This is a genomic window from Algoriphagus sp., assembly GCF_024305035.1.
Taxonomy (GTDB): domain Bacteria; phylum Bacteroidota; class Bacteroidia; order Cytophagales; family Cyclobacteriaceae; genus Algoriphagus.
Genome location: NZ_JAMWZB010000002.1, coordinates 45,404 through 66,842, shown reverse-complemented (window position 1 = coordinate 66,842; position 21,439 = coordinate 45,404). Strand labels below are relative to the sequence as shown.

Below are 21,439 nucleotides of genomic sequence, written 5' to 3'. Positions count from 1 at the left end.
GGACCAACCTTTTGCTCTTAATTGTCCCAAGCGGGAGGATCAACCCCCCATAAATTTTTGACGAAAAAATCCCGTCGCTTTCGTTCCCCATAAGCTCCACCTGAGGTATGACCGGCACCGGGGAGGTAGATGAGTTCAAAATCCTTCATTTCTTTCACCAAGACATCTGCAAACTGAAAAGTAGAAGCGGGGTCAACATTATCATCCAATTCACCCACGATCAACATTAACTTTCCTTCCAACTTATGCGCGTTTACCGTATTGCTACTCGCTAAATAATGCGGACCTAGCTTTCCCATCCACTGTTCATTCCACCATATTTTATCCATTCGATTATCATGACATCCTGAGGCGGACACAGCCACTTTGTAAAAATCATGATGAAATATTAGCGCACCTGCAGAACTTTGTCCGCCCGCCGAGGTACCAAATATCCCTACTCGATTGATATCCATGTAAGAACGGGATTGAGCTGCAGCTTTAATCCAAAGTTTACGATCCGGAAATCCAGCATCTTTCAAGTTTTGATAAGCCACATCATGAAATGCCTTAGATCGGTTGGAGGTCCCCATACCATCTATTTGGACAACAATAAATCCCAATTCGGCCAATTCATTTAATCCATTATAATTAGGCCGGAAGTTTTTTGGGACATGAGAACTGTGTGGACCTGCATAGATGTATTCGATGACTGGATATTTTTTGGATGGATCCAAATTCGTGGGTTTGATAATCAACCCCCAAATATCGGTTTGACCATCTCTTCCTTTCGCTGAAAAAATTTCAGGAGCTTGCCAACCGGCAGCAGTCAATTCGGAAATGTCAGCCTTTTCAATCAAAACCTGTTCTTTGGCTTTTCCCTTTTCATCAAAGGAGAAAAGCTTGGAAACCGGAGCCAAATCCTGCCTACTAAGCGTGGCTACAAATTTGCTTCGGTCTGGCGAAAAGGTAATTTGATAATTTGCATTTTCCTTAGTATGTACTGTAAAATCACTTCCGTCAAAATTTACGGTGCACAGGTGAGTGTGATAGGGATCCTCTCCCTTGTTTAAACCATTGGCCATCAAATAAACTTTTCGATTTTGCTCATCTACATGGAGCACTTCTCTGACTACCCAATTCCCTTTGGTAATCGGATTTTTGACTTCCCCAGTTTGGCCATCCATCAAATACAGGTGGCGAAATCCATTTCTTTCTGAGGACCAAATAATTTCTTTTCCATCTGCTAAATCCCTTCGAAAATACTTACCACTGTAATCAATGAAGGTCGGACTTACTTCTCTGATCAGTTCACGCGTGGAGCCATCGGAGTTTACCTCAATCACACTAAAGACCTGATGGCCTCGCTGATTGTATTCGAAGGTAAAAGCGCTACTGTCTTCTCTCCAAGAAATTCTTCCTACAGAATACTGTTCTGGAATCAGATCCATCGGGACTTCAACTTGAGTATTTGCTTCCAAATTGATTAAAACGGGAATCCGAATGGGAAGGGCATCTCCAGGTTTGCGGTAATCCCGCTCGATTAACCTGGGCTGAAGCTGATCCATTGGAGAAGATTCCAACAGAGTCAATTTTCGAACTTCAGCCGGACGAGTCTTGATCACAGCCAATTTTTTACCATCCGGAGACCACTGAATCCCCTCGGAATAATATTCTCCTGGCGCCCCATCAAATGTCAATTGTTTTATTTGGCCATCCTCTTCCAAAAAGAGGTTGCCTGATCTAATCAAAACTGTCTTAGTCTTATCCGGAGAAACTACCGGATTTCCGTTCAAATCATTCGGTTGACTTCCCCAGTATTTTTGGGGTTTTTCTTCAATTTCCTCTCCCTTGATCAATTCGTTTTTATCCACATAATAAGCCCATTCATAGCCATCTCTTTGAAAATCTATCCGATTCATTTTAGGATCATATTTTCGAATTTGGATATACAGCTCATCTTCTTTAATTTCTTTTACTCCATTTTCAATCAATAATTTGGCTAGTAAGGATGATTCAAAAAGGGGAGACTTCTGATTGGAGCTTGACTCCATTTTCCAATATTCTCTTCCCGCCGGGGTGAGTTTAGTATACCAAAAATAGGCCCCGTCTTCCGTCCAGACAAAAGAACTTGGGGCATGGTATACTTTACCCAATTCATCCTTTAGAAGAGCAGCACGCGTATAATCTTCGAGCTTACCTTGGCCATGACTGGGAGCTATCCATCCGAAATAGACAAAAAAATGAATCAAGAGGAGATTAGAACCGATTTGAAATTTAAACATGTCAACTAGTATTGAAGGGCTTTGGAATTTAAAAAAGGATACCCGGCAAAATAACTTACCGGGTATACCTTATTAGATTCAACTCAATTAATTATATCCGGGATTCTGCGTTAAATTGGGATTGGCATCAATTGCCGATTGAGGGATTGGAAAGATCGTACGGTGGTCTCCATTTGGTCTATGACTAAACCAAGATTTTGTCGTGTAAACTCCAAATCGAATTAGATCCTGTCTTCTATGGAACTCAGCAGCAAACTCGTACCCGAGTTCATCCAAAAATCTTCCAAACTCAATATCGTCTCCCCCTTCCAGGTCTATAACTTCCCCATCTTCGTAATTACCGTACTGATAACGGCTTCCTTGCATCAAATCTTGTCCAGTCACCATGGCATCGGCAGGATCATCAAAAGATCTCATTCTAACTTCAGTAACTAATTGAGCAGCTGCATCGGCATTGCCTGTTCTCAACAAGGACTCTGCTTTTATCATCAGTGCATCCGCATACCTGAAGAAAGGAACATCATTACTCAAAGGGCCTACCGTTCCTACTCTAATCTCATATTTACCCACTCGAAACCCTTCATACTCTCTGGTACCGTCGACGCTACCCATCGTATTTTGGTAGTTCAATTGAGTATCCCGGAGTGTAGGATCCATGGAATTGTAAATGGGCTCTCCAGATGAAGAAAACTGAGGCCCTCTAATCCAGATGTTATATCGATCATCTCCTTGCTCATAGGTATCTACAAATTGAGGAATTGCCGCGCTTCCTCCCCACGGAGCAGAACCCAAATTGTAGGTTGCAGAACTTGCCGGGTGAAGGGTTTTCCAATGGTAATGGAACCACCCCGCACGGGTTTCATCAAATATTACAGAAAATATCTGCTCAGATGAAGACTCATTATCGGTTGCGAAATTGTTATGGTAATTTGATTCTAGGGTATAGAGTCCAGAGTTAATGATATCATCTACCTGGGAAATAGCATCCTGATATCGGGCTTCTCCTATATAAACCTCAGAATTCAGGTAAATCTTGGCTAGAACCATTTTTGCAGCCCACTTATTCATTTTTCCATAAACTTTGGTCTCAGGAATCGTTTCCATGACTGCCAGTAATTCACTTTCAATAAAATCATATACTTCTCTTCGCGTGGACTGTGTGGGAAGTTCCTCTGGATTGAGCAAGGTCTCTTCGGTTACAATGGGCACATTTCCGAAAGCATCCAATAATAAGTAATAGTAAAATCCTCGCAAAGCCCTCAATTCACTGATCAGTGCAGGAATATTTTCCCCCTCCAGATTTTGGTAGTTGAGCAATGAATTATTCAAAACATTCAATGCACCATACACTCTATTCCAAAGTCCACTGGATTGGGATTGAAATGCATTCCAATTATGCATATGAAGATTCCGGTAAGTGCCACCATCTACCCATCCATTCGGTCTTGCTGGGGTCACGATGGCATCGGAACTCTCTTCAATTAAGTCAAAGTACCCATGCCATCCATACAGCACATCGGTTAATCGGGTATAGACCGGAGCAGACAATGCACTGAGTGTTTCAGCGTCACCGCCCAAATCACTTTCAACCAATACATCATAGGGTCTTTCGGTTAGATCTGTACATGACATGACTGTCAGGACAAGAAAGGCTACCAGACATTTGGGGTTTAAAATTATTTTTTTCATTGGATTAAAGTTTAGAATCTTAGATCTGTTCCTATCGTAAATACTCGTAGTGTTGGGTATTTATCCCTTCCATCATTCCCTGGAGACAATCCAGTCCTAGGCACTTCGGGGTCCAAACCTTTGTAGTCGGTGAAGATTGCAAGATTGGATCCCGCTACATATACTCTTGCACTTTGAAAGAATTTTGAATTTACCGTTGGGAAACTGTAGCCCACTGATAAGTTGTCTATTTTCCAGAAATCACCATCCTCTATATAATGACTCACATAAGATTGTGGGCTACGGAGCACTTGACCATCAATTGGATCAAAAGCAGAGTTCAAGCGGTTATAGACAATGGTGGGATTTTCATAAAACATCCGCTGAAAATTCAAGATCTGATAGTCAAATGCCCCTCTCATGGAAATGGTAGCATCAAAATTTCCAAACTTGAAATAATTATTCCAGGCTAGAAAGAACTTCGGAATACCATTTCCGAGGATCTGACGATCATCCGGAGTAGCATCCAAAATCGACTTTACTTCACCATTGGGTGCTTCGATCAACCACGTTCCATTATTGGCTGGATTGGGAGCATCACTTAGAAGGCCTACACTTTTATACCCGAAGAAAGATCCAATCGGCAATCCCTCTTCAATTTTATGCGTGCTAAGCTGAATAGGATCTCCCGTTCCACCAGTAAAGAAAAAGTTATTTTGCAGTTGGAATTCCTCACTCGAAAGTCTTGTCAGCTCATTCTGGTTGGTACTAAAATTAAGATTAGTTGTCCATTCCAATTTCTGGGTCCGAACCGCTTCGATATTTAAGCTGATTTCTAATCCGCTATTTCGCATGGCAGCCGCATTTGCTAAGGTAGAGCCTACCAAATTTGGTGGAACCGGTACAGGATAACTGTAAACTAAATCCTGTAAGGTTCTGTCGTAATAGTCTACCGAACCGCTAATGAAGTTTTTCCATAAGCTAAACTCCAAGCCCACGTTATATTCGATGTTAGTTTCCCAACCCAAGTTTGGATTAGGGTTGGCCACTGGATTTAATACACTCTGCCAATTCTGGCCATCATAATAAAACTGAGTAGGGCTATACGAATAACGAGTAAGCGACTGATAAGGCCCACTGGAAACTGATCCAGTCTCTCCATACCCTGCACGAAGCTTCAAAAAAGTCAAGGTAGAATTATCGTCCAAAAATCCTTCATTACTGATTGTCCAACCCGCAGAAATCGCAGGGAAAAGGCCCCACTTTTGATTTTCACCAAATCGAGAGGAACCTTCGTAACGCACGCTGGCTAAAAAATTATACTTATCATTGAATCCATACCCTGCCCGGGCGAAGAAACCGATCAATCTCCAATCACTAAACGAAGAGTTGGCAGAGGTACCCCCTAGACCTTCTCTCAAGGCACGACCTTGCTGAATATTTCGGAAGCCAAATACATCAGAAGGAAAATCAAAATTACTGATGGACATTCCTGAGTTTTTCCAATCAATGTAGCTGTAGCCTACCAATCCACTTAATCGATGTGCCCCGATGGTTTTTTGATAATCTGCCGTTAAATCCAAAAAGTTTTCGACCGTAAGCGAATTACTCACATTAGCTACCCCATTTCGATTATCACGAATATTGGAAATATGGTTTCGGGTTTGGTAGCTTCCAAAATCATTCGTGGTCCGATGCTGCGAACCTACTACCTTAAGTTCCAATTCTTGTACTGGAAAATAAGAAACTGAGCCCGTTAACCAGGTCCAATCATTTACATTTCTATAGTCCTGTTCATTGATCAAGGCAAGTGGATTTTCATATTGAAATTGTTCGGGTCTTTCTTGATATCCCCCTTCATCATTGAATACTCGATCTGTTGGATTTCTGATCAAGGCTTGGCGATATGCCCAGCCCCCAAAACGACCATCGTAATTCTGTATCCCCTTTAAAACATTCAGGTTGGCTCTCACTTTATTATCTGCAAAGAACTGAGTTAAGTCCATTCGAAGTTTAAATTCCTCATTTCCGGAACCCAAAAATGCACCTTCCTCATTTTGGTAACTCAAGTTGGTGACGTAACGGGTGTTATTATTTCCGCCTCTGACTGAAAGATTGTGAAAGTGATTGATCGGTGTATCTCTAGAAATCTCACCTAACCAATCGGTATCTCCTCCAAGATCATTGGAAGGATCGATCAATCCCTGGCTAATGTATTCCCTCATATCTGTCGCTGACATAAAATCAGCCGTTTTCAAAAATGAGCTTGTGGAAGCAAAATTGGAGTATTCCACGCTTGGTTTCTCTGCTTTACCCTTTTTGGTGGTAATCAAGATCACCCCATTTTTACCTCTGGCTCCATATATGGCGGCAGCAGAAGCATCCTTGAGAACTTCTACCGATTCAATATCCATAGGAGAAATCACATTCAAGCTTCCCGGATAGCCATCTATTAAAACCAATGGTGAAGAAGATCCGAAAATTGAGGTGATTCCTCTCAAGGAAATTTCCACTCCTGCACCAGGATCTCCAGAAGGAGTACTAATCGCTAAACCCGCTACTTTTCCTCTTAGCAATTCACCTGCATCTCTTACCGCTCCTGTAATAAATTCTTCTGTTTTCACTTGGGCAACTGCGGAAGTAACATCACCTTTTCGCATGGTTCCATACCCTACTACCACTACTTCTTCCATAGCGGTCATATCTAGGTCCATTTGAATGGTCAGGTTACTTGCATTCCCTACCTCGACTTCCTTTACTTGAAAACCAATGTAGCTAAACACCAAAATTGCCCCCTCATCAGGTATTTCCAATTCAAATTTCCCATCTAGATCAGTCGCTACTCCTCGAGTAGTTCCTTTAATCAGTACGCTTACCCCAGGAAGCGCCTGATCATCTTCAGAGGAGGTAACTTGTCCCCTGATCATTCTATCAAATGTGTTGCTTGTCCAATTTTCCTTGAAATCGAGAACTCCAGAGTCAGGACCGGAATCGGCATAGATCGGAAGGCTAAATCCCCAACAAAGTAGGGCCGACAACACAAACATGCTATGCCGGATAGTAAAGTTTCTCATACGCTTTAGTTTATGGTTTAGGTTAAAAAGGGATTTACCCTTGTTTTATTTTGGATTTATTCAAATTCTACAAATTAAATGTAGGTATAACACTTAATTAAAAATAACACAAAATTGATGGATTTCGATACTTTATTGATTTAAAGCTGCTACTATGAAATCATTTATGTTAAAATAATACTTGACTAGTACCGAATAGGTGTAGAAACACCTCTTAATTTTAATCCAATCCACAAAATTTATGAACCCTTACTTTTATGTAACCTCCAAAAAAATCTAGTTTGGATTCTCCTTAAAGAATACTCAAGAAAAAAACCAGAAAAAAAGGGTTGTACATTGTATAACCCTTTTTAATTAACATAAACCCAATCTATCATTTACTTAAGCTTGATGAGTAAGAAATCCTCTTTTAAGTCAATCCAATATCGATTATCCGCGGCCGGAGTATAGTCTATGACTTGTATGGAATGATCTGAATCATAGGAAGAGATTCTCATAACTGCCTTTTTGGTATGTTCGTTTGCCTTATCCAATTCCAGGTGTACTTCACCAGTTTGTATGTTAATGCTTGCTTTTGTCAGTTTTCCGGCATCAAGCTCCACTAAAGTTGACAGGGGCTCTAAATAGAGCGCATTTTTTCCTGCTGTGGTAAGATTGATTTCCACCCAGTTGTTTTTAGTGGAAACATTACCTCCAAAGCCTATCCATCCAAATTCCTCATGATCAACCAAATAGGATCTAGAGTTGACTGCATATCCATAAAAACCAGACCCATAATCGCCGGATAAACCATCGATCTCCAAGGTGCTGGGGAAAGAATGGAACGCTGCAGGAGCAAATCCCTCCGGAGTGATATGAGAAATCCCTCCTAACAATCCACCATAGCCTACACGAAGCAAATACAAATCCTCAGGATTTTGATGGTAGGCCTCTAATACCGGAATGGAATTTAATGCAGAACCATAATGGTGTAACTGACGCTCTACTCTGCGAATTTTTCCACCATATAAAAAGTCCCAATATCTTCTGGCACTACCATTATACCCCCAATGGGGAACTGTAGGCATATAGGCTAATACTGCATTTAGGGTCACATCGGCCTTTTCATTAAAACCGAAGTAATTGGTCCAAGAATAAACTTCCTCCTGTCCAGTAGAATCCCATGGCATTTCACTCCCAAAAGGATAGGCCAACTCCACCCATACATCGGTTCGCTTTCTCATGATTTGTTCCAGCTTTTCGGCAGATTTTTGCATTCCTTCCCGCTTGAGATCCTGAAGAATATACAAAAACACACTCCCTTCCATCTGTCCGAATTGAGCATAATGAGGTGCTTGTTCCACCATTGCAACAGCGGTTTGAAAAGCATTATCCAAATACCAACTCCAAGGATTTTGTCCTACAAGCCCCTCATGAAACCTGGCCAGTCGATACATTACCCAGTGGGCTGCCGCCACATGCGGATAATTATAGGATCGACCTGTGGATTCGGCTTCTTTTTGAGGCCAAGCTGACCAGGTTTTAAAATTAGTTTGATCACTATAAGTACCCTCAGGCATCTTCTCGGGCTCATAATAGTACATACTCTTTCGTACCCCATATTTTTTCTCACCTTCATTGTATTGGATTCCTCCCCAGAGTGTCTGATAATAAAACTTAGACAACTTTTGCATTTCTAGTGGATCCGGATCCAAAAACTGTTTCATCATGGCAGCTAACCAAGAACCTGCCCCTCCCTCATCACTCAATCCTGCAATCCAAGCACGATTGTCCTCTACCACTTTTTCTTTCTTTTCATAATCATAAGAAATCACGGACTGGTCTCTCCCAAACAAATCTGAAGGATTTTCATACCATTGCTCCGTAGTCAAAAATCTCCCCAAGTCATCCACTACGGCCACTTCTGGCTTAATAACTTTATAGTGGATCGTTTGTGTTTCACCAGATTCATAACTCACCTCAAGCCGGGATCTCCCCCATACCTTTCCATTGAGCGAATAAGCTGTCCACTTGCCTGATGTGGTCTTTTTCCCCTTATCTATCGTAATGGATCCTTTAGGATAAACCGTGATGTCCTTGATTTTTTTATGGTTGCTGATATAAAGTTTAGCCTCCACATCTTGTGGTAAAACATAGCCTGGCAAACCCACGGCCAAAGGACGGTCTTGGGACAAAAGTGTTTTTTCGATTTCTCGAAACTCCTCGGCTAGAACAAATCGAAACGCAACCTCATGTTCTTCACCCGATTTTAAGACATGGGAGCTGGGCTCATTCCATGGCTTGGCACCTGCCCATTCTTCTTCAGCTTTTGCCTTACTGTAAACCACCCATTCATGAAATCCTTCAAAGGTAATTCCTCGTGGAGTCCGGTCATCGAGTAAGGGATTATATGCTTCAAAACCGGCATTTTTATGAGGCAGGACCAGTAAAGCTGGAGATTTGCCGCTTAATCTGAGCACCTGTAGGTAGCCCCCATCCTTTCCGATATAGGGATCGTAAAATACCTTTTCTAGATGCGCCTCCTCCAAATTCTTTTCATGGAGGACATTGTCAAATACCATGGGTACTCCCAAATGACCAATCTCAAAGGACTGATCTGAATTATTCTTAAGCATGAAACTTAAAATCAAATCTCCATCCGTAATTTTCCATCTTCGCTCCAATTCAATGGGCAGATTTCTACCAAGGGTAGGGTTCAATAAAGCGGCCGCCAGTTCATTTTCTTGGGTAGGTAAAACTTGAATGGGCACTCGACTATGCGCCGAGGTGTAGGATTCCCAAGACTCGCTGCCCACTGGTCGAAGCATTAAATTAATATCACCCAAATGGTAGAGGCTATCTCTGCTTCGAATTTCCAGTAACTCGGATGGTAAAAAATCAAAACTTGGGTCTATTTTGGGACTTAAGACTGCGGCTGTTTGAGATTCATTTAAAACTTCCAGAGAAAAATCATTCGTTGAATAAGCCGATCGATCCGTAATATCCAAAGTCTGCTCATAGGTTTTTAAGCGATCAAAAATACTTCTCTGCTGAGCCATACTTTCGGGAAGGATGCCCAAAAGAAAAAGAAATACTAGCCAATACGCTTTAATTCTTAACTTGGAAGGTGTAAATTTATCCATTATTGGTTTTATTTGAGGGATAAGAAGATATGCTCTCTTTACAAATGTAAAATAAACACTTAATAATTGGATTGTACTGTTTTGACATATTTCAATACCATATTGATCAAACCAGCCATTAGTCTTAAAATCTAAATCAATATCGTGTAAACTTTTGGTCCTCTCGTGTTAAATTTCAAGTAATAGATGATTTCCTTTTAATAAAGTCCTTTTGTATTCATGAAGTATTCTAACCAAAAACGATTATTAGTAGCTGTAGACTGTATTATTTTTGGATTTGATGGAACCGAATATAAACTTCTGTTAATACAACGAGGCTTTGCCCCTGAAAAAGAGAAATGGAGTCTCATGGGAGGTTTTGTGCAGCCGGATGAGTCCTTAGATGAAGCTGCCACCCGTATTTTGAATCAATTGACCGGGCTACATGATGTCTATTTGGAGCAGTTACAGGCTTTCAGTAAACCGGACCGAGATCCTATCGAGCGGGTTATCGCTGTTTCTTATGTGGCACTGATTGACATTAAAAAATACAACCGACAGATTAGTAATGAATTTCATGCACATTGGTTTCCAATGAACTCCCTGCCTAAATTAATTTTTGATCATCAGGATATGGTTACTGCTGCTCTAAACCGCTTGCGTTATAAGGCTGCTTTTCACCCCATTCTTTTCGAATTATTACCCGAAAAATTTACTTTGCCACAACTTCAAACCCTCTATGAAGGGTTATTTGATACCAAAATTGACAAGCGAAATTTCACCCGCAAGGTTCTTTCTTCCAATATCCTGAAGAAAGAAAAAGATAAAGACAAGTCATCAAGTAAGAAGGGAGCATTTTACTATTCCATTGACGAACAAGTATATAAAGACAATTTCCAGAACTTTCTCAACTTTATCCCTAAAAACGAGCTCAATCCCCAAACAGAATAAATTTTACTTTTTTTTGCCTTTTTTTAAATGTGTAAAAAAAACACTTAATTTGAATCGGGATACTTCCCGAGATTCAACCTAAACTAATGTTAACAGATGAATACAGGATTCTCTACCCTGGACTTTGTTGTATTTACACTTTATGCACTCACGATTGTGGTAGCTGGGCTGTATGTATCTCGAACAAAAAAAGGAGTTCAAAAAACAGCCAATGAATATTTTTTGGCTGATAAGTCTTTAACCTGGTGGGCTGTCGGGGCCTCACTGATTGCCGCAAACATTTCTGCAGAGCATTTCATCGGGACTTCTGGTTCTGGTTTTGCCATTGGTCTGGGAATAGCTGCTTATGAATGGATTGCTGCGATTACTTTAATCATCGTGGCAAAATATTTCTTACCCATCTTTCTCAAAAATGGGATTTATACTATGCCTCAATTTCTTGAGTCACGATTTGATAGACGGGTAAGTACAGCATTTGCCGTGTTTTGGCTGCTGGTTTATGTATTTGTCAATCTAACTTCAGTTAGTTACCTCGGAGCACTTGCCATGGAAAAAATCATGGGCGTTCCGCTTCAATACGGGATTATTGGTCTGTTGATTTTTTCAGGCATCTATTCCATCTATGGCGGCTTAGAAGCGGTAGCCTGGACAGATGTCATCCAAGTCATCGTTCTGATTATCGGAGGGTTGATCACCACTTTTTTGGCCTTAAATGCGGTGGGTGATGGAAATGGAATCTGGGCTGGGCTTAGCAATCTTTATCAAGAGGCTAGAAATCATTTTGTGATGATTGTACCCAAGGGAGAAATCATGGTTCCTGATGGTTCAGGAGGAGTAAGAGATGCTTTCCAGGACCTCCCGGGAATGGCTGTGATTTTAGGCGCAATGTGGTTAACCAATATCGGGTATTGGGGATTCAACCAATACATTATTCAAAAAGGATTGGCGGCTAAAAGTATTCAAGAAGCAAAAAAGGGATTGATCTTCGCAGGATACTTAAAAATTCTAATTCCTGTATTGGTGGTGCTACCTGGGATAGCGGCTTGGGTATTAATCAATAAATCCACTCCTGAGGAATTATCCGCTTTGCTGAAGGTCCCCTTTGATCAAATCGGTACGATTGATAAGTCAGATGAAGCCTATCCTTGGTTATTGAAAAACTTTGTTCCCTCTGGATTAAGAGGCCTTACTTTTGCCGCCTTGGCTGCAGCCATTGTCTCTTCGCTGGCATCCATGATTAATAGTACCTCCACTATTTTCACCTTGGATATTTATCAGGTGTATTTCAAGCCAAATGCTTCAAACCAACAACTGGTACGTACAGGACGGATGGTGGCAATTATTTCCTTGGTAATAGCCATGCTGGTAGCTCCTCAGCTAGCCTCCTTGGATCAGGTATTCCAATACATTCAAGAATACACCGGGTATATTTACCCTGGCGTTGTGGCAGTTTTTTGCATGGGCCTCTTCTGGCGTCAAATTACTGGAAATGCGGCACTTTGGACAGCCATAGCTACTATCCCTTTGGGAATTTTCTTTAAAATTATTTACCCTGAAATGCCATTTTTGCTTCGAATGGGTTACGTATTTATCCTGCTTTTGGCAATTGCATCGGTCATCAGTTTTTCGGAGAAGAAAACATTTCAAAATCCTGAGTTTAAATCATCCCAAGGAAAAGGCTACAGTCACAAGTTTGCCTACCTGTTTCTTGGATTGGGGGTTTTAGCTGCTTTTGTGGGATTACTTAAGTTTACCGTCTGGTCTTATATTGGATTCGAATCGATTTTCATGCTTGCTTCTTTATTTTTCATGTTAGGGATTATCCTTTTAACTAACCTAGAAATGAAGTATGCTGACCGGAAATCCTTGTCTACCAGCCCAGAACTATACAATACGGCTACTCCTTTTAATCTGGGAGCCGCTGGCATAATCCTACTTGTAGGATTACTATATTATTTCTTTTGGATGTAATTAACTATCAAACCTAATTGATAACAATCATGAATACGTTAAAGCAAAATGAAGTTTGGTTTCTTACTGGAAGCCAACACCTTTATGGAGATGAAACCCTGAGGCTAGTTGCCGAGCACTCCAAAATCATAGCAGCAGAACTAAATCAATCTGAAACCATCAGTGTCCGAATTATTTTCAAGCCTACAGTCAAATCCACGGAGGAAATTTATGCTATTTGTCAAGAGGCTAATCAAACTAAATCCTGCATTGGGATCATCACGTGGATGCACACGTTCTCACCGGGAAAAATGTGGATCAATGGGTTAAAAATACTCCAAAAGCCCCTTCTTCATCTGCATACCCAATTTAATCGCGATATCCCCTGGGATGCCATTGATATGGATTTTATGAATCTCAATCAAAGTGCCCATGGAGACCGGGAATTTGGCTTTCTGGTATCCAGAATGAAAATAGAACGAAAAGTGGTCGTAGGCCACTGGAAAGATCTCAGAGTTAAAACAGAAATTGACAGCTGGGCCAGGGCAGCTTCGGCTTGGGCAGATTGGCAAGGGGCAAAATTTGCCAGATTTGGTGACAACATGAGAAATGTCAGCGTCACCGAAGGAGACAAGGTCGAAGCGGAGCTTCAATTTGGCTTTTCTGTAAATACTTTTCCCGTTGGAGATTTGGTTCACTACATCAATTCAGCCAGTGAACAGGAAGTGAAGCTCCTGATCGAAGAATATGAAGCTAGCTATCATTTGGCAGAAAACCTCTTGAGAAATGGGCAAAAAAGAAATGCACTCTTCGATGCCGCAAAAATCGAGGCAGGCATGCGCCGTTTTCTAAACGAAGGAGGATTTAAAGGATTCTCCAATACCTTTGAGGACTTACATGGAATGAAGCAATTGCCCGGAATAGCAACCCAGCGATTGATGGCAGATGGCTTTGGCTATGCCGGAGAAGGAGATTGGAAAACTGCTGCTTTGGTCCGCGCCATGAAAGTCATGGGAACGGGTCTGGAGGGGGGTAGTGCTTTTATGGAAGACTACACGTATCACTTTGACCCTAACAATACATTGGTTTTAGGGGCTCATATGCTCGAAGTAGACCCCGTTTTAGCCAAAGATAAACCCTCCTGTGAAGTACATCCGTTAGGAATTGGGGGAAAAGAGGATCCCGTCCGATTGGTATTTAATGGAAAATCTGGTCCATCCCTTAACGCTTCACTGGTGGACATGGGAAATAGATTCCGATTAGTCGTCAACGAAGTGGAAGCTGTAGAGGTACCCGAATCGCTCCCCAACTTACCGGTTGCCCGAGTCATGTGGAAGCCTTTGCCAGATATGAATACCGGATGTGCTGCATGGATCTATGCCGGAGGTGCTCATCATACTTGTTTTAGTCAATGCTTAACTACCCAGCATTTGGAAGATTTTGCAAAAATTGCCAGAATAGAAAATATCACCATCGACAAGAACAGTACCTTAAGACAGCTTCAAAACGAATTAAAATGGAATGAAATTTACTTTCGGTAACCCCCTAAGTTCAAAAAGTAAAATTTCAAAAAGGGGCGATTGTCTTCCCCCCTTTTTCCCTTAAACATGGGTAAGTTTCCGCTTTATCGCTCCCAAAAAGCAGGAGGCTCTATCCCTAAAACCCGAAGATAGACATAGCCTTGTCCTCGGTGATGAATTTCATTGTCCATAAAATAAAGCAGTGTACAATAGCCCTTATCCTCATATTGCCCAAATGCAACTAACTTTTGCTGAAATCGCTCTTCCGGTATTTGGGGCCAAAACTGATTGATTTTCGTGGTGGTTTGATCCCAAAGCGCTAATAACCTGGATTTTTCGTTTCCAGATCGATCCGCTTCGTCTAATTCCCTCCAAACATCGGTAGCTAACCCCTCTACACCGGGACCAGCAATGGCCAATAACTCAGAAACTAACTGGGCAAAAGTCCTCATTCCCCCAATTGAAAACGAAAAAAGCTGATCTTCTGGAAAAACCTCAATTACCCTCCGGGTAAGTGCACGGTGTCCTTGCCAGTGTGCAAGAAGTTGATCTTTCGAAATCAGGTATTCAGTGTGTTTTTTTAAGGTATTCATAGTAGCTTGTTTAAAAGATTGCTCAAAGAAAAAAACCCAGAGTGACAACAGTATGTCAGTAGCTAGTTTGTTTGGTAAAAAAAAGATGAAATCAAGCATGATCTACCCGTCACACACCGGGATGATTAGATTTGAGAGATTCCCTGTGACCGCCAAAAGACAATTATAAACACATGAAAAAATGAAACGGATCGATCGGCTGACAGCCATTCTTTCACAGCTACAATCCAAGCGATTGATTAAGGCTCGGGAAATTGCAGGACGGTTTCAAATCAGTCTTCGGACGGTCTACCGGGACATCAAAGCCTTAGAAAAAGCAGGAATACCTATTTTAGGAGAGGCTGGCCAAGGTTATTCTTTGGTTGAAGGATATCGCCTGCCCCCAGTGATGTTTACCCAAGAAGAAGGAGTTGCCTTGGTCCTTGCCGAAAAAATGGTTCGTAATCTGACTGATCAAGGGAGCAGTCATCACCTCCAATCAGCAATGATCAAAATCAAAGCCGTAGTAAAAAATCAACAAAAAGACTTGTTGGAAAACTTGGGCCATCAAATCATGGTCATTCCTCAAGGCAAGCCCTTAAACCCAGTTCATCACCCAAATTACCTAAATCTGCTTTTACAAGCCTTAGTCGATAAACTAACGGTAAATTTGGTTTACACCACCTTTGAAGTGGAGAAAGCAAGTAAACGAACGGTTGAACCTGTGGGCATTTTTTATGCTTTTCAGCAATGGTATTTGATCGCATGGTGTCAACTTCGTAATGATTATAGGACCTTTCGCCTTGACCGAGTCAATGAAATGAAATTAGGAGATGAAAGTTATAACCCCTCTAGTCATCCAACTCTAGCAAATTATCTTGCTCAAGTAAAACAAAAAGACCATTTGATCGAATTCGTTCTTCATGTTCCCCTTGAAAATGAGAAATACCTTAAAACCCACAAGTATACTATGGGTTTGGTCCAAGAAATCCAGTGGGGAAATTATTATGAAATGAGATTTATGAATTCTTCAATCGAAGGGTTTATCCGCTGGCTCTTGCCAGTGGGGGACAAAATTCAGCTCATCGAACCAAAGGAAGCTAAGGATTTCATGAAAAATTTAGTGGAAACAATTCAGCTTCGATTAAACCCAGCCTAAATTAAATCTATGACGATCAAACGTTACTCCACATATTTCTTTAGTTATTATCTCAAAAAGTCAAAGTAAGCAGACAAATTATCCTATTAGGGTCTCGGAAATTTTTCCAGCTTTATCCCAAACCCATCCTGGTCTTAGCAGTCCTATTTTAGGTTTCCGCCTAATTTTTGGCGGTTTCACGATTTTATAGTTTATCAAAAAGTTTCAAAAAGTAAACTTCGGGAAATCAACTGATCAAAAATCGATGACTTTCTCTCGTTTACGATTTTCAATTTTGGTCCTTTCGGTCTGGCTTCTGACAAGCAGTTCAGGTTTGGGACAAGAACTCCAATTTCAAAGTCTGGATGAGCTAATCAACCATGCTTTAAGCCAATCACCTGAAGAGCAAATACGCTCCCTGAAAATCGAACAGGGGCGCCTGGCAGAAAAAACAGCCCAGTCTTCTCTTTTTCCAAAAATCCGAGCTTATGGGACTTGGGATGATTATTTACAGTTGCCCGTGCAATTAATTCCTTCCGAAGCTCTAGGGGGAACACCGGGCACCTTTACTGAACTCCAATTTGGGACCCAATACCAACTCAATCTCGGAATAGAAGCTACCTTACCCTTGATCAATAGTGAACTTTGGAATCAAATCAAAGCCCAAAAACTTGAAGCTGAACTAATCCCTTTGCATTCAGCTTCCCAACAACTTGCTTGGAGGGAGCAAATTTCCCGTCTCTATTATTTGATCCTATTGCACCAAGAAAGCCTCAACTTAGCCCAACTTAACGCCGAGGCTGCAGATTCTATTTTTTCTTCAGCAAAAGCCCGGTTTGAGTTAGGCGAACTTGAGCCCCTACCTTATCAACGCATACAGGCTAATGCATTTTCGAGTAAAAATCAAGTTGCTCTTCAAGAAAGTCAGTTGAACAAAGCTTGTCAAAACTTACTCAGATTAATCGGAGAATCCCCCAATCAAGATTTGATTTTGCTAGAAAAACTTCAAAACCAAAAATTACAGGCTATCCAAATCGATTATGAATTGGACATGTTGCCCGATTGGCGCTTGGCCCAGCAGCAAACTCAACTTAGCGCACAACGCCTAAAAGAAGTAAGATCCGCCTATCTTCCGACGCTCTCTGGACTCGGCAGGTTTTATCAGCAGACACTCTCCAATGACTTTAATTTACAGGAAAAGAATGCCTTTGAAGTAGGACTTATCGGACTCAGTTTGCAGTGGAATGTTTTCAGTGGTGGGAAACAGCGCCTTGCCTCCCATCAGGCAAAAATAGACTGGGAAATCGCTCAAAAACAAGAGGAGATTACTCAGGAAAAACTGCTGGAGGAAAAACTCGGATTGCAGACTGAAGTGGTTCAAAACCAAAGACTACTGGCGAATTTTGAAAAAGTCATTGCCCTGTATGAAGACAATTTTCACCTAGCCGGTGTCCAATGGGTGGAAGGGCTCATCACTGTAGATGAACTACTTCAGGTTCAGCAAGAGCTACTCGATCAACAAAAGCATTACCTAGGCACGATCGCTGAGCTTTGTACAGCCAAAGCATTAATTAGCATACGAAGTCAATCCTCCATAACAAGCCGCTAAAATTATGATATCGATAATAAAAAAACGTCACACAACAGGAGGGTTATTGCCTGAACGAGATTCCATGTGGCCCTTGATAAGCAGTTATAAACACTCTAAAATGAACAATTATACCCCCTATCTCTTTCTTGCTCTGATCGTAAGTTTTTCCGCCTGTTCGGAACCAGAAACTAGCAATCCTGAAATCAAACTGGTCCAGGAAGCTGTTTATGCTTCTGGATTTGTAGAGGCTAAAAAACAAGTCGAGCTCCGTGCTCAAGCAGATGGAATTCTAATTCGCCAAGAAGTACAGGAAGGGGAATTGGTCCAAGCAGGTCAGCTTCTTTTTTTGATATCTGGAAAAGCCCTAGATAGCAGGCTCACCGCAGCTCAGACCGCTTTTTCCATCGCTCAAAAAAATGCATCTGACCAAAGTCCGGTAATCCAAGAACTAGAGAGCGCACTGGAAATTTCCAAAACCCAGTATCAAAACGATTCACTCAGGTATCAGCGGTTTTCCCGTCTTTTTGAGCAGCGCGCTACTTCACAGGCTCAATACGAAAGTGTGAAAACAGCATATGAAAGTAGTCGCCTAGCCTGGAAGCTAAGTCAATATCAGCTTGCTTCCAAACAGGATCAGGTTAAAAAGGAATTACAGGCTGCGCGGCGGGATTTACTTTCCTTAAGCGATGAGCTCGATTTTTACGAAGTGAAAAGTGACCGGGAAGGAATATTCTTTCAATCCGAAAAAGAGGTTGGAGAGCTAGTTCGACCCGGTGAAATCCTAGGAACTATGGGTTCTATGGAGGGCTTCATCGGCAATTTAAAAATTGACGAGCAAGATATCGGAAGAATCAAGCTGGGGCAAAAAGTACTTTTTGAAATGGATGCATTCCCCAAGCAGCAATTTAAGGGCGAATTGATTAAAATCTATGCAAAGGTTGATCCCACCGATCAGATGTTGCGGGTGGATGCTGCCCTACTAGATGAACTCCCTGCTCCATTTACCGGCTTGGCTTTGGAGGCCAATATTCTCATTCGAGAAAAAGAAGATGCCTTGATCATTCCAAGCAATTACCTCCTTCCAGGAGATAGTGTACAAGTTTATCAATCCGGGGAAATTAAAAAAATAAGGGTAAGACCGGGAATACGAACCTTATCTGAAGTAGAAATTTTGGAGGGATTAACTAGTAAATCTCAACTTATCAAACCATGAATGTCAACTTCAAAATAGCCAAAACCCACTTACTAGCCAAACCTAAACAAACGCTCGTCGCCATGTTGGGGGTTACCTTCGGGATTGGGATGTTTATCACCATGGTGAGTCTGATGACAGGACTAAACAATTTCACCGAAGATTTAACAAAAATCGCCTCCGCCGATATACGAATGTACAAGGACATCACCGAACCACGTCCTACCCTATTGGAAAAAATCAATCCCAATGCAGTCACTTGGGTACACAATGTCAAACCCAAAAACGAAAGTGAAAAAATCCGTAATGCCCGTCAAATAGCAGATATACTTCGAAAGGACCCGGAGATTTTGGGGGTGGCTCCCCGACTGACTAGTCAGGTGTTTTATAACTTCGGGCCGGTGAAACTTAACGGCTCAGTTGCCGGGGTAGATATTCTAGAGGAGGACAAACTTTTCGATTTGAACTCCAAAATGATAGTAGGATCACTTTCTGCCTTGATGACCACTTCAAATGGACTGATCATCGGATCCGGACTTGCCGAAAAATTATCCGCCAAATTAGGGGATTTATTAATCCTTACTACTCCACAGGGAATTACCTATTCGATGAAGGTGGTCGGCGTTTTTCAGCTTGGTCTAGGAGAAATTGACAACGTGAGAAGCTACGCCAATATCGCCACAGTCCAAAAACTATTAGGTAAAGATGCAGGATACATTACAGATCTCAATATCAAAACAACCAATTATCGAGAAGCCCGACTGAAGGCAGAGAAAATCCAAGCAACCTTCGGATATAAGGCCGAAGATTGGGAAACGGCTAATTCCACTCTTTTGGCTGGCGCCATCATTCGAGACATCATGACTTACTCGGTATCCATTACGCTGCTAGTTGTTGCTGGATTTGGGATTTACAACATCTTGAATATGACAATCTATAGTAAAATGAAAGATATCGCTATCCTAAAAGCTACCGGATTTGCAGCAAAAGATGTGACGGGAATCTTTATGATTCAATCCCTCATCATTGGCTTAGTGGGAAGCTTGATGGGGCTAGTCGTCGGCTATATTCTTTCATTGCTTTTGGCTCAAGTACCTTTCGATGGAGGAGATTTACTTTCCATCGATGCACTTCCCATCAGCTTTGACCCACAGTTTTATTTGATCGGGATCGTTTTTGGTGTAGCCACCACGGCGGTAGCCGGATGGATGCCTTCACGAAAAGCGGGAAAAATTGACCCCATAGAAATCATCCGAGGGATATGAAAAAGACCTTACTTAAAACCGAAGGGATCAGCAAGTACTTTCACGATCCACAAACCTTTCAGGTACTCAAATCCATTGATTTGGAAGTTCGACAAGGCGAATTCCTAAGTTTGGTAGGAAAATCCGGGAGTGGCAAATCTACCCTGATGTATTTGCTCAGTACCATGGATATGGATTTCGAGGGAAAGCTGAAAATCAACGGAACGGAATTGACCGGAAAAAGCCCGGACTTTTTAGCCCAATTCAGGAATGAGCACATCGGGTTTGTTTTTCAGTTTCATTTTCTCTTACCTGAATTCACCGCCTTGGAAAATGTGATGATTCCAGCACTTAAACTACGGAAATATCCAGCATCAGAAATCCAGAAAAGGGCGCTGGAAAAGCTGGATATCCTCGGAATTGCAGATCAAGCTCACAAAGTATCGTCCAAACTCTCAGGGGGACAACAGCAACGCGTAGCCATTGCCCGTGCCTTAATCAATGATCCACTCCTCATCATGGGAGATGAACCGACCGGTAATTTGGATTCGGTCAATTCAAAAATAGTCTTTGATACTTTTAGACGATTAACTCAAGAACTGGGTCAAACCATCATTGCGGTCACTCACGATGATGATTTCGCGGCCAAAACAGACCGGGTAATTGAAATGAAAGATGGAAGAATTTTACAACCTACGTAAAAACCGTAGACCGAATATGGAGAATTGAAAAAAGAACTATTAGTCCGAAATAAGCCTTCTGATGCAGATTTCGAATGTCCTTCGACTGACTTGCTTCAACGCGAAAGCTCATTCATCCAGCCTAATTGATAAAACACCAAGAAAATGAAATCGCCGATCAATAAATTTATACCTTCAGATCACAACCAAAAATTATCCAGCATTGACTTCCAACGGGCCTACCATCGAGCGTTCGAAGAAAGTGTAAGGCAATGGGAAAAATTAGAAGTTCCCCAAATGAACAAAACACCGCTTCGGAAATGAAATCGAGCCGGACTAAAAAGTCACACCATGCCATGAGGATCAACCCTGCGAGATTCCATGTGACCTTTGAAAATCAATGATAAACACATGAAATCGAGCCGGACTAAAAAGTTACACCATGCCATGAGGATCAACCCTGCGAGATTCCATGTGACCTTTGAAAATCAATG

At 41.6% G+C, this 21,439-nt stretch carries 13 protein-coding genes; 8 read left to right on the top strand and 5 right to left on the bottom strand.

The genetic code is table 11. From position 1 onward, the window contains the following. Window positions 1-17: 17 nt before the first annotated feature. From Q0L00_RS01320 to Q0L00_RS01305, 4 genes are all read right to left on the bottom strand, one after another. The gene (locus Q0L00_RS01320) at window positions 18-2,264 is read right to left on the bottom strand and encodes a S9 family peptidase (RefSeq protein ID WP_297335055.1); all 2,247 of its coding nucleotides are present in this window, start codon (window positions 2,262-2,264) and stop codon (window positions 18-20) included. 87 nt (window positions 2,265-2,351) lie between these two features. After that, window positions 2,352-3,953, bottom strand: a complete 1,602-nt coding sequence (locus tag Q0L00_RS01315) for a RagB/SusD family nutrient uptake outer membrane protein (RefSeq protein WP_297335054.1) — start codon at window positions 3,951-3,953, stop codon at window positions 2,352-2,354. An 11-nt stretch (window positions 3,954-3,964) separates the two neighbouring features. Beyond that, complete coding sequence (locus tag Q0L00_RS01310; protein ID WP_297335053.1) at window positions 3,965-7,006, bottom strand: SusC/RagA family TonB-linked outer membrane protein; 3,042 nt, start codon at window positions 7,004-7,006, stop codon at window positions 3,965-3,967. A 377-nt stretch (window positions 7,007-7,383) separates the two neighbouring features. Then, window positions 7,384-10,128: a DUF5695 domain-containing protein gene (locus Q0L00_RS01305; RefSeq protein WP_297335052.1), complete on the bottom strand. Its 2,745-nt coding sequence runs from the start codon at window positions 10,126-10,128 to the stop codon at window positions 7,384-7,386. A gap of 219 nt (window positions 10,129-10,347) precedes the next feature. Here Q0L00_RS01305 and Q0L00_RS01300 point away from each other — a divergent pair, with 219 nt between their 5' ends. From Q0L00_RS01300 to araA, 3 genes are all read left to right on the top strand, one after another. Beyond that, window positions 10,348-11,058, top strand: coding sequence for an NUDIX domain-containing protein (locus Q0L00_RS01300; RefSeq protein WP_297335051.1), 711 nt, complete (start codon window positions 10,348-10,350; stop codon window positions 11,056-11,058). Between the two features lie 96 nt (window positions 11,059-11,154). Continuing rightward, the gene (locus tag Q0L00_RS01295) at window positions 11,155-13,029 is read left to right on the top strand and encodes a sodium/sugar symporter (protein WP_297335050.1); all 1,875 of its coding nucleotides are present in this window, start codon (window positions 11,155-11,157) and stop codon (window positions 13,027-13,029) included. Between the two features lie 29 nt (window positions 13,030-13,058). After that, window positions 13,059-14,549: an L-arabinose isomerase gene (gene araA, locus Q0L00_RS01290; RefSeq protein ID WP_297335049.1), complete on the top strand. Its 1,491-nt coding sequence runs from the start codon at window positions 13,059-13,061 to the stop codon at window positions 14,547-14,549. An 83-nt stretch (window positions 14,550-14,632) separates the two neighbouring features. Here araA and Q0L00_RS01285 read toward each other — a convergent pair whose 3' ends face one another. Next, window positions 14,633-15,121 (bottom strand): DinB family protein, encoded by a 489-nt coding sequence (locus tag Q0L00_RS01285; protein ID WP_297335048.1) that lies wholly within the window; start codon window positions 15,119-15,121, stop codon window positions 14,633-14,635. A 181-nt stretch (window positions 15,122-15,302) separates the two neighbouring features. On the opposite strand from Q0L00_RS01285, the gene Q0L00_RS01280 reads away from it, so the two are divergent. The 5 genes from Q0L00_RS01280 to Q0L00_RS01260 all read left to right on the top strand — a co-directional run bounded on the left by Q0L00_RS01280 (window position 15,303) and on the right by Q0L00_RS01260 (window position 20,966). Further along, window positions 15,303-16,259, top strand: coding sequence for a YafY family protein (locus Q0L00_RS01280; RefSeq protein WP_297335047.1), 957 nt, complete (start codon window positions 15,303-15,305; stop codon window positions 16,257-16,259). A 244-nt stretch (window positions 16,260-16,503) separates the two neighbouring features. After that, window positions 16,504-17,847: a TolC family protein gene (locus Q0L00_RS01275; RefSeq protein ID WP_297335046.1), complete on the top strand. Its 1,344-nt coding sequence runs from the start codon at window positions 16,504-16,506 to the stop codon at window positions 17,845-17,847. A 100-nt stretch (window positions 17,848-17,947) separates the two neighbouring features. Next, a complete protein-coding gene (locus Q0L00_RS01270; protein ID WP_297335045.1) occupies window positions 17,948-19,042 on the top strand; it encodes an HlyD family efflux transporter periplasmic adaptor subunit in 1,095 nt (364 codons plus the stop codon). Continuing rightward, window positions 19,039-20,286, top strand: coding sequence for an ABC transporter permease (locus Q0L00_RS01265; RefSeq protein WP_297335044.1), 1,248 nt, complete (start codon window positions 19,039-19,041; stop codon window positions 20,284-20,286). The genes Q0L00_RS01270 and Q0L00_RS01265 overlap by 4 nt, the downstream gene beginning before the upstream one ends. After that, window positions 20,283-20,966, top strand: coding sequence for an ABC transporter ATP-binding protein (locus Q0L00_RS01260; RefSeq protein WP_297335043.1), 684 nt, complete (start codon window positions 20,283-20,285; stop codon window positions 20,964-20,966). Before Q0L00_RS01265 ends, Q0L00_RS01260 begins: the two co-directional genes overlap by 4 nt. Window positions 20,967-21,439: the final 473 nt, after the last annotated feature.

Bases quoted from the DNA above. Each gene is read 5' to 3' on its own strand.
- Q0L00_RS01320 (WP_297335055.1), bottom strand. From the start codon at position 2,264: ATGTTTAAATTTCAAATCGGTTCTAATCTCCTCTTGATTCATTTTTTT.
- Q0L00_RS01315 (WP_297335054.1), bottom strand. From the start codon at position 3,953: ATGAAAAAAATAATTTTAAACCCCAAATGTCTGGTAGCCTTTCTTGTC.
- Q0L00_RS01310 (WP_297335053.1), bottom strand. From the start codon at position 7,006: ATGAGAAACTTTACTATCCGGCATAGCATGTTTGTGTTGTCGGCCCTA.
- Q0L00_RS01305 (WP_297335052.1), bottom strand. From the start codon at position 10,128: ATGGATAAATTTACACCTTCCAAGTTAAGAATTAAAGCGTATTGGCTA.
- Q0L00_RS01300 (WP_297335051.1), top strand. From the start codon at position 10,348: ATGAAGTATTCTAACCAAAAACGATTATTAGTAGCTGTAGACTGTATT.
- Q0L00_RS01295 (WP_297335050.1), top strand. From the start codon at position 11,155: ATGAATACAGGATTCTCTACCCTGGACTTTGTTGTATTTACACTTTAT.
- araA (WP_297335049.1), top strand. From the start codon at position 13,059: ATGAATACGTTAAAGCAAAATGAAGTTTGGTTTCTTACTGGAAGCCAA.
- Q0L00_RS01285 (WP_297335048.1), bottom strand. From the start codon at position 15,121: ATGAATACCTTAAAAAAACACACTGAATACCTGATTTCGAAAGATCAA.
- Q0L00_RS01280 (WP_297335047.1), top strand. From the start codon at position 15,303: ATGAAACGGATCGATCGGCTGACAGCCATTCTTTCACAGCTACAATCC.
- Q0L00_RS01275 (WP_297335046.1), top strand. From the start codon at position 16,504: ATGACTTTCTCTCGTTTACGATTTTCAATTTTGGTCCTTTCGGTCTGG.
- Q0L00_RS01270 (WP_297335045.1), top strand. From the start codon at position 17,948: ATGAACAATTATACCCCCTATCTCTTTCTTGCTCTGATCGTAAGTTTT.
- Q0L00_RS01265 (WP_297335044.1), top strand. From the start codon at position 19,039: ATGAATGTCAACTTCAAAATAGCCAAAACCCACTTACTAGCCAAACCT.
- Q0L00_RS01260 (WP_297335043.1), top strand. From the start codon at position 20,283: ATGAAAAAGACCTTACTTAAAACCGAAGGGATCAGCAAGTACTTTCAC.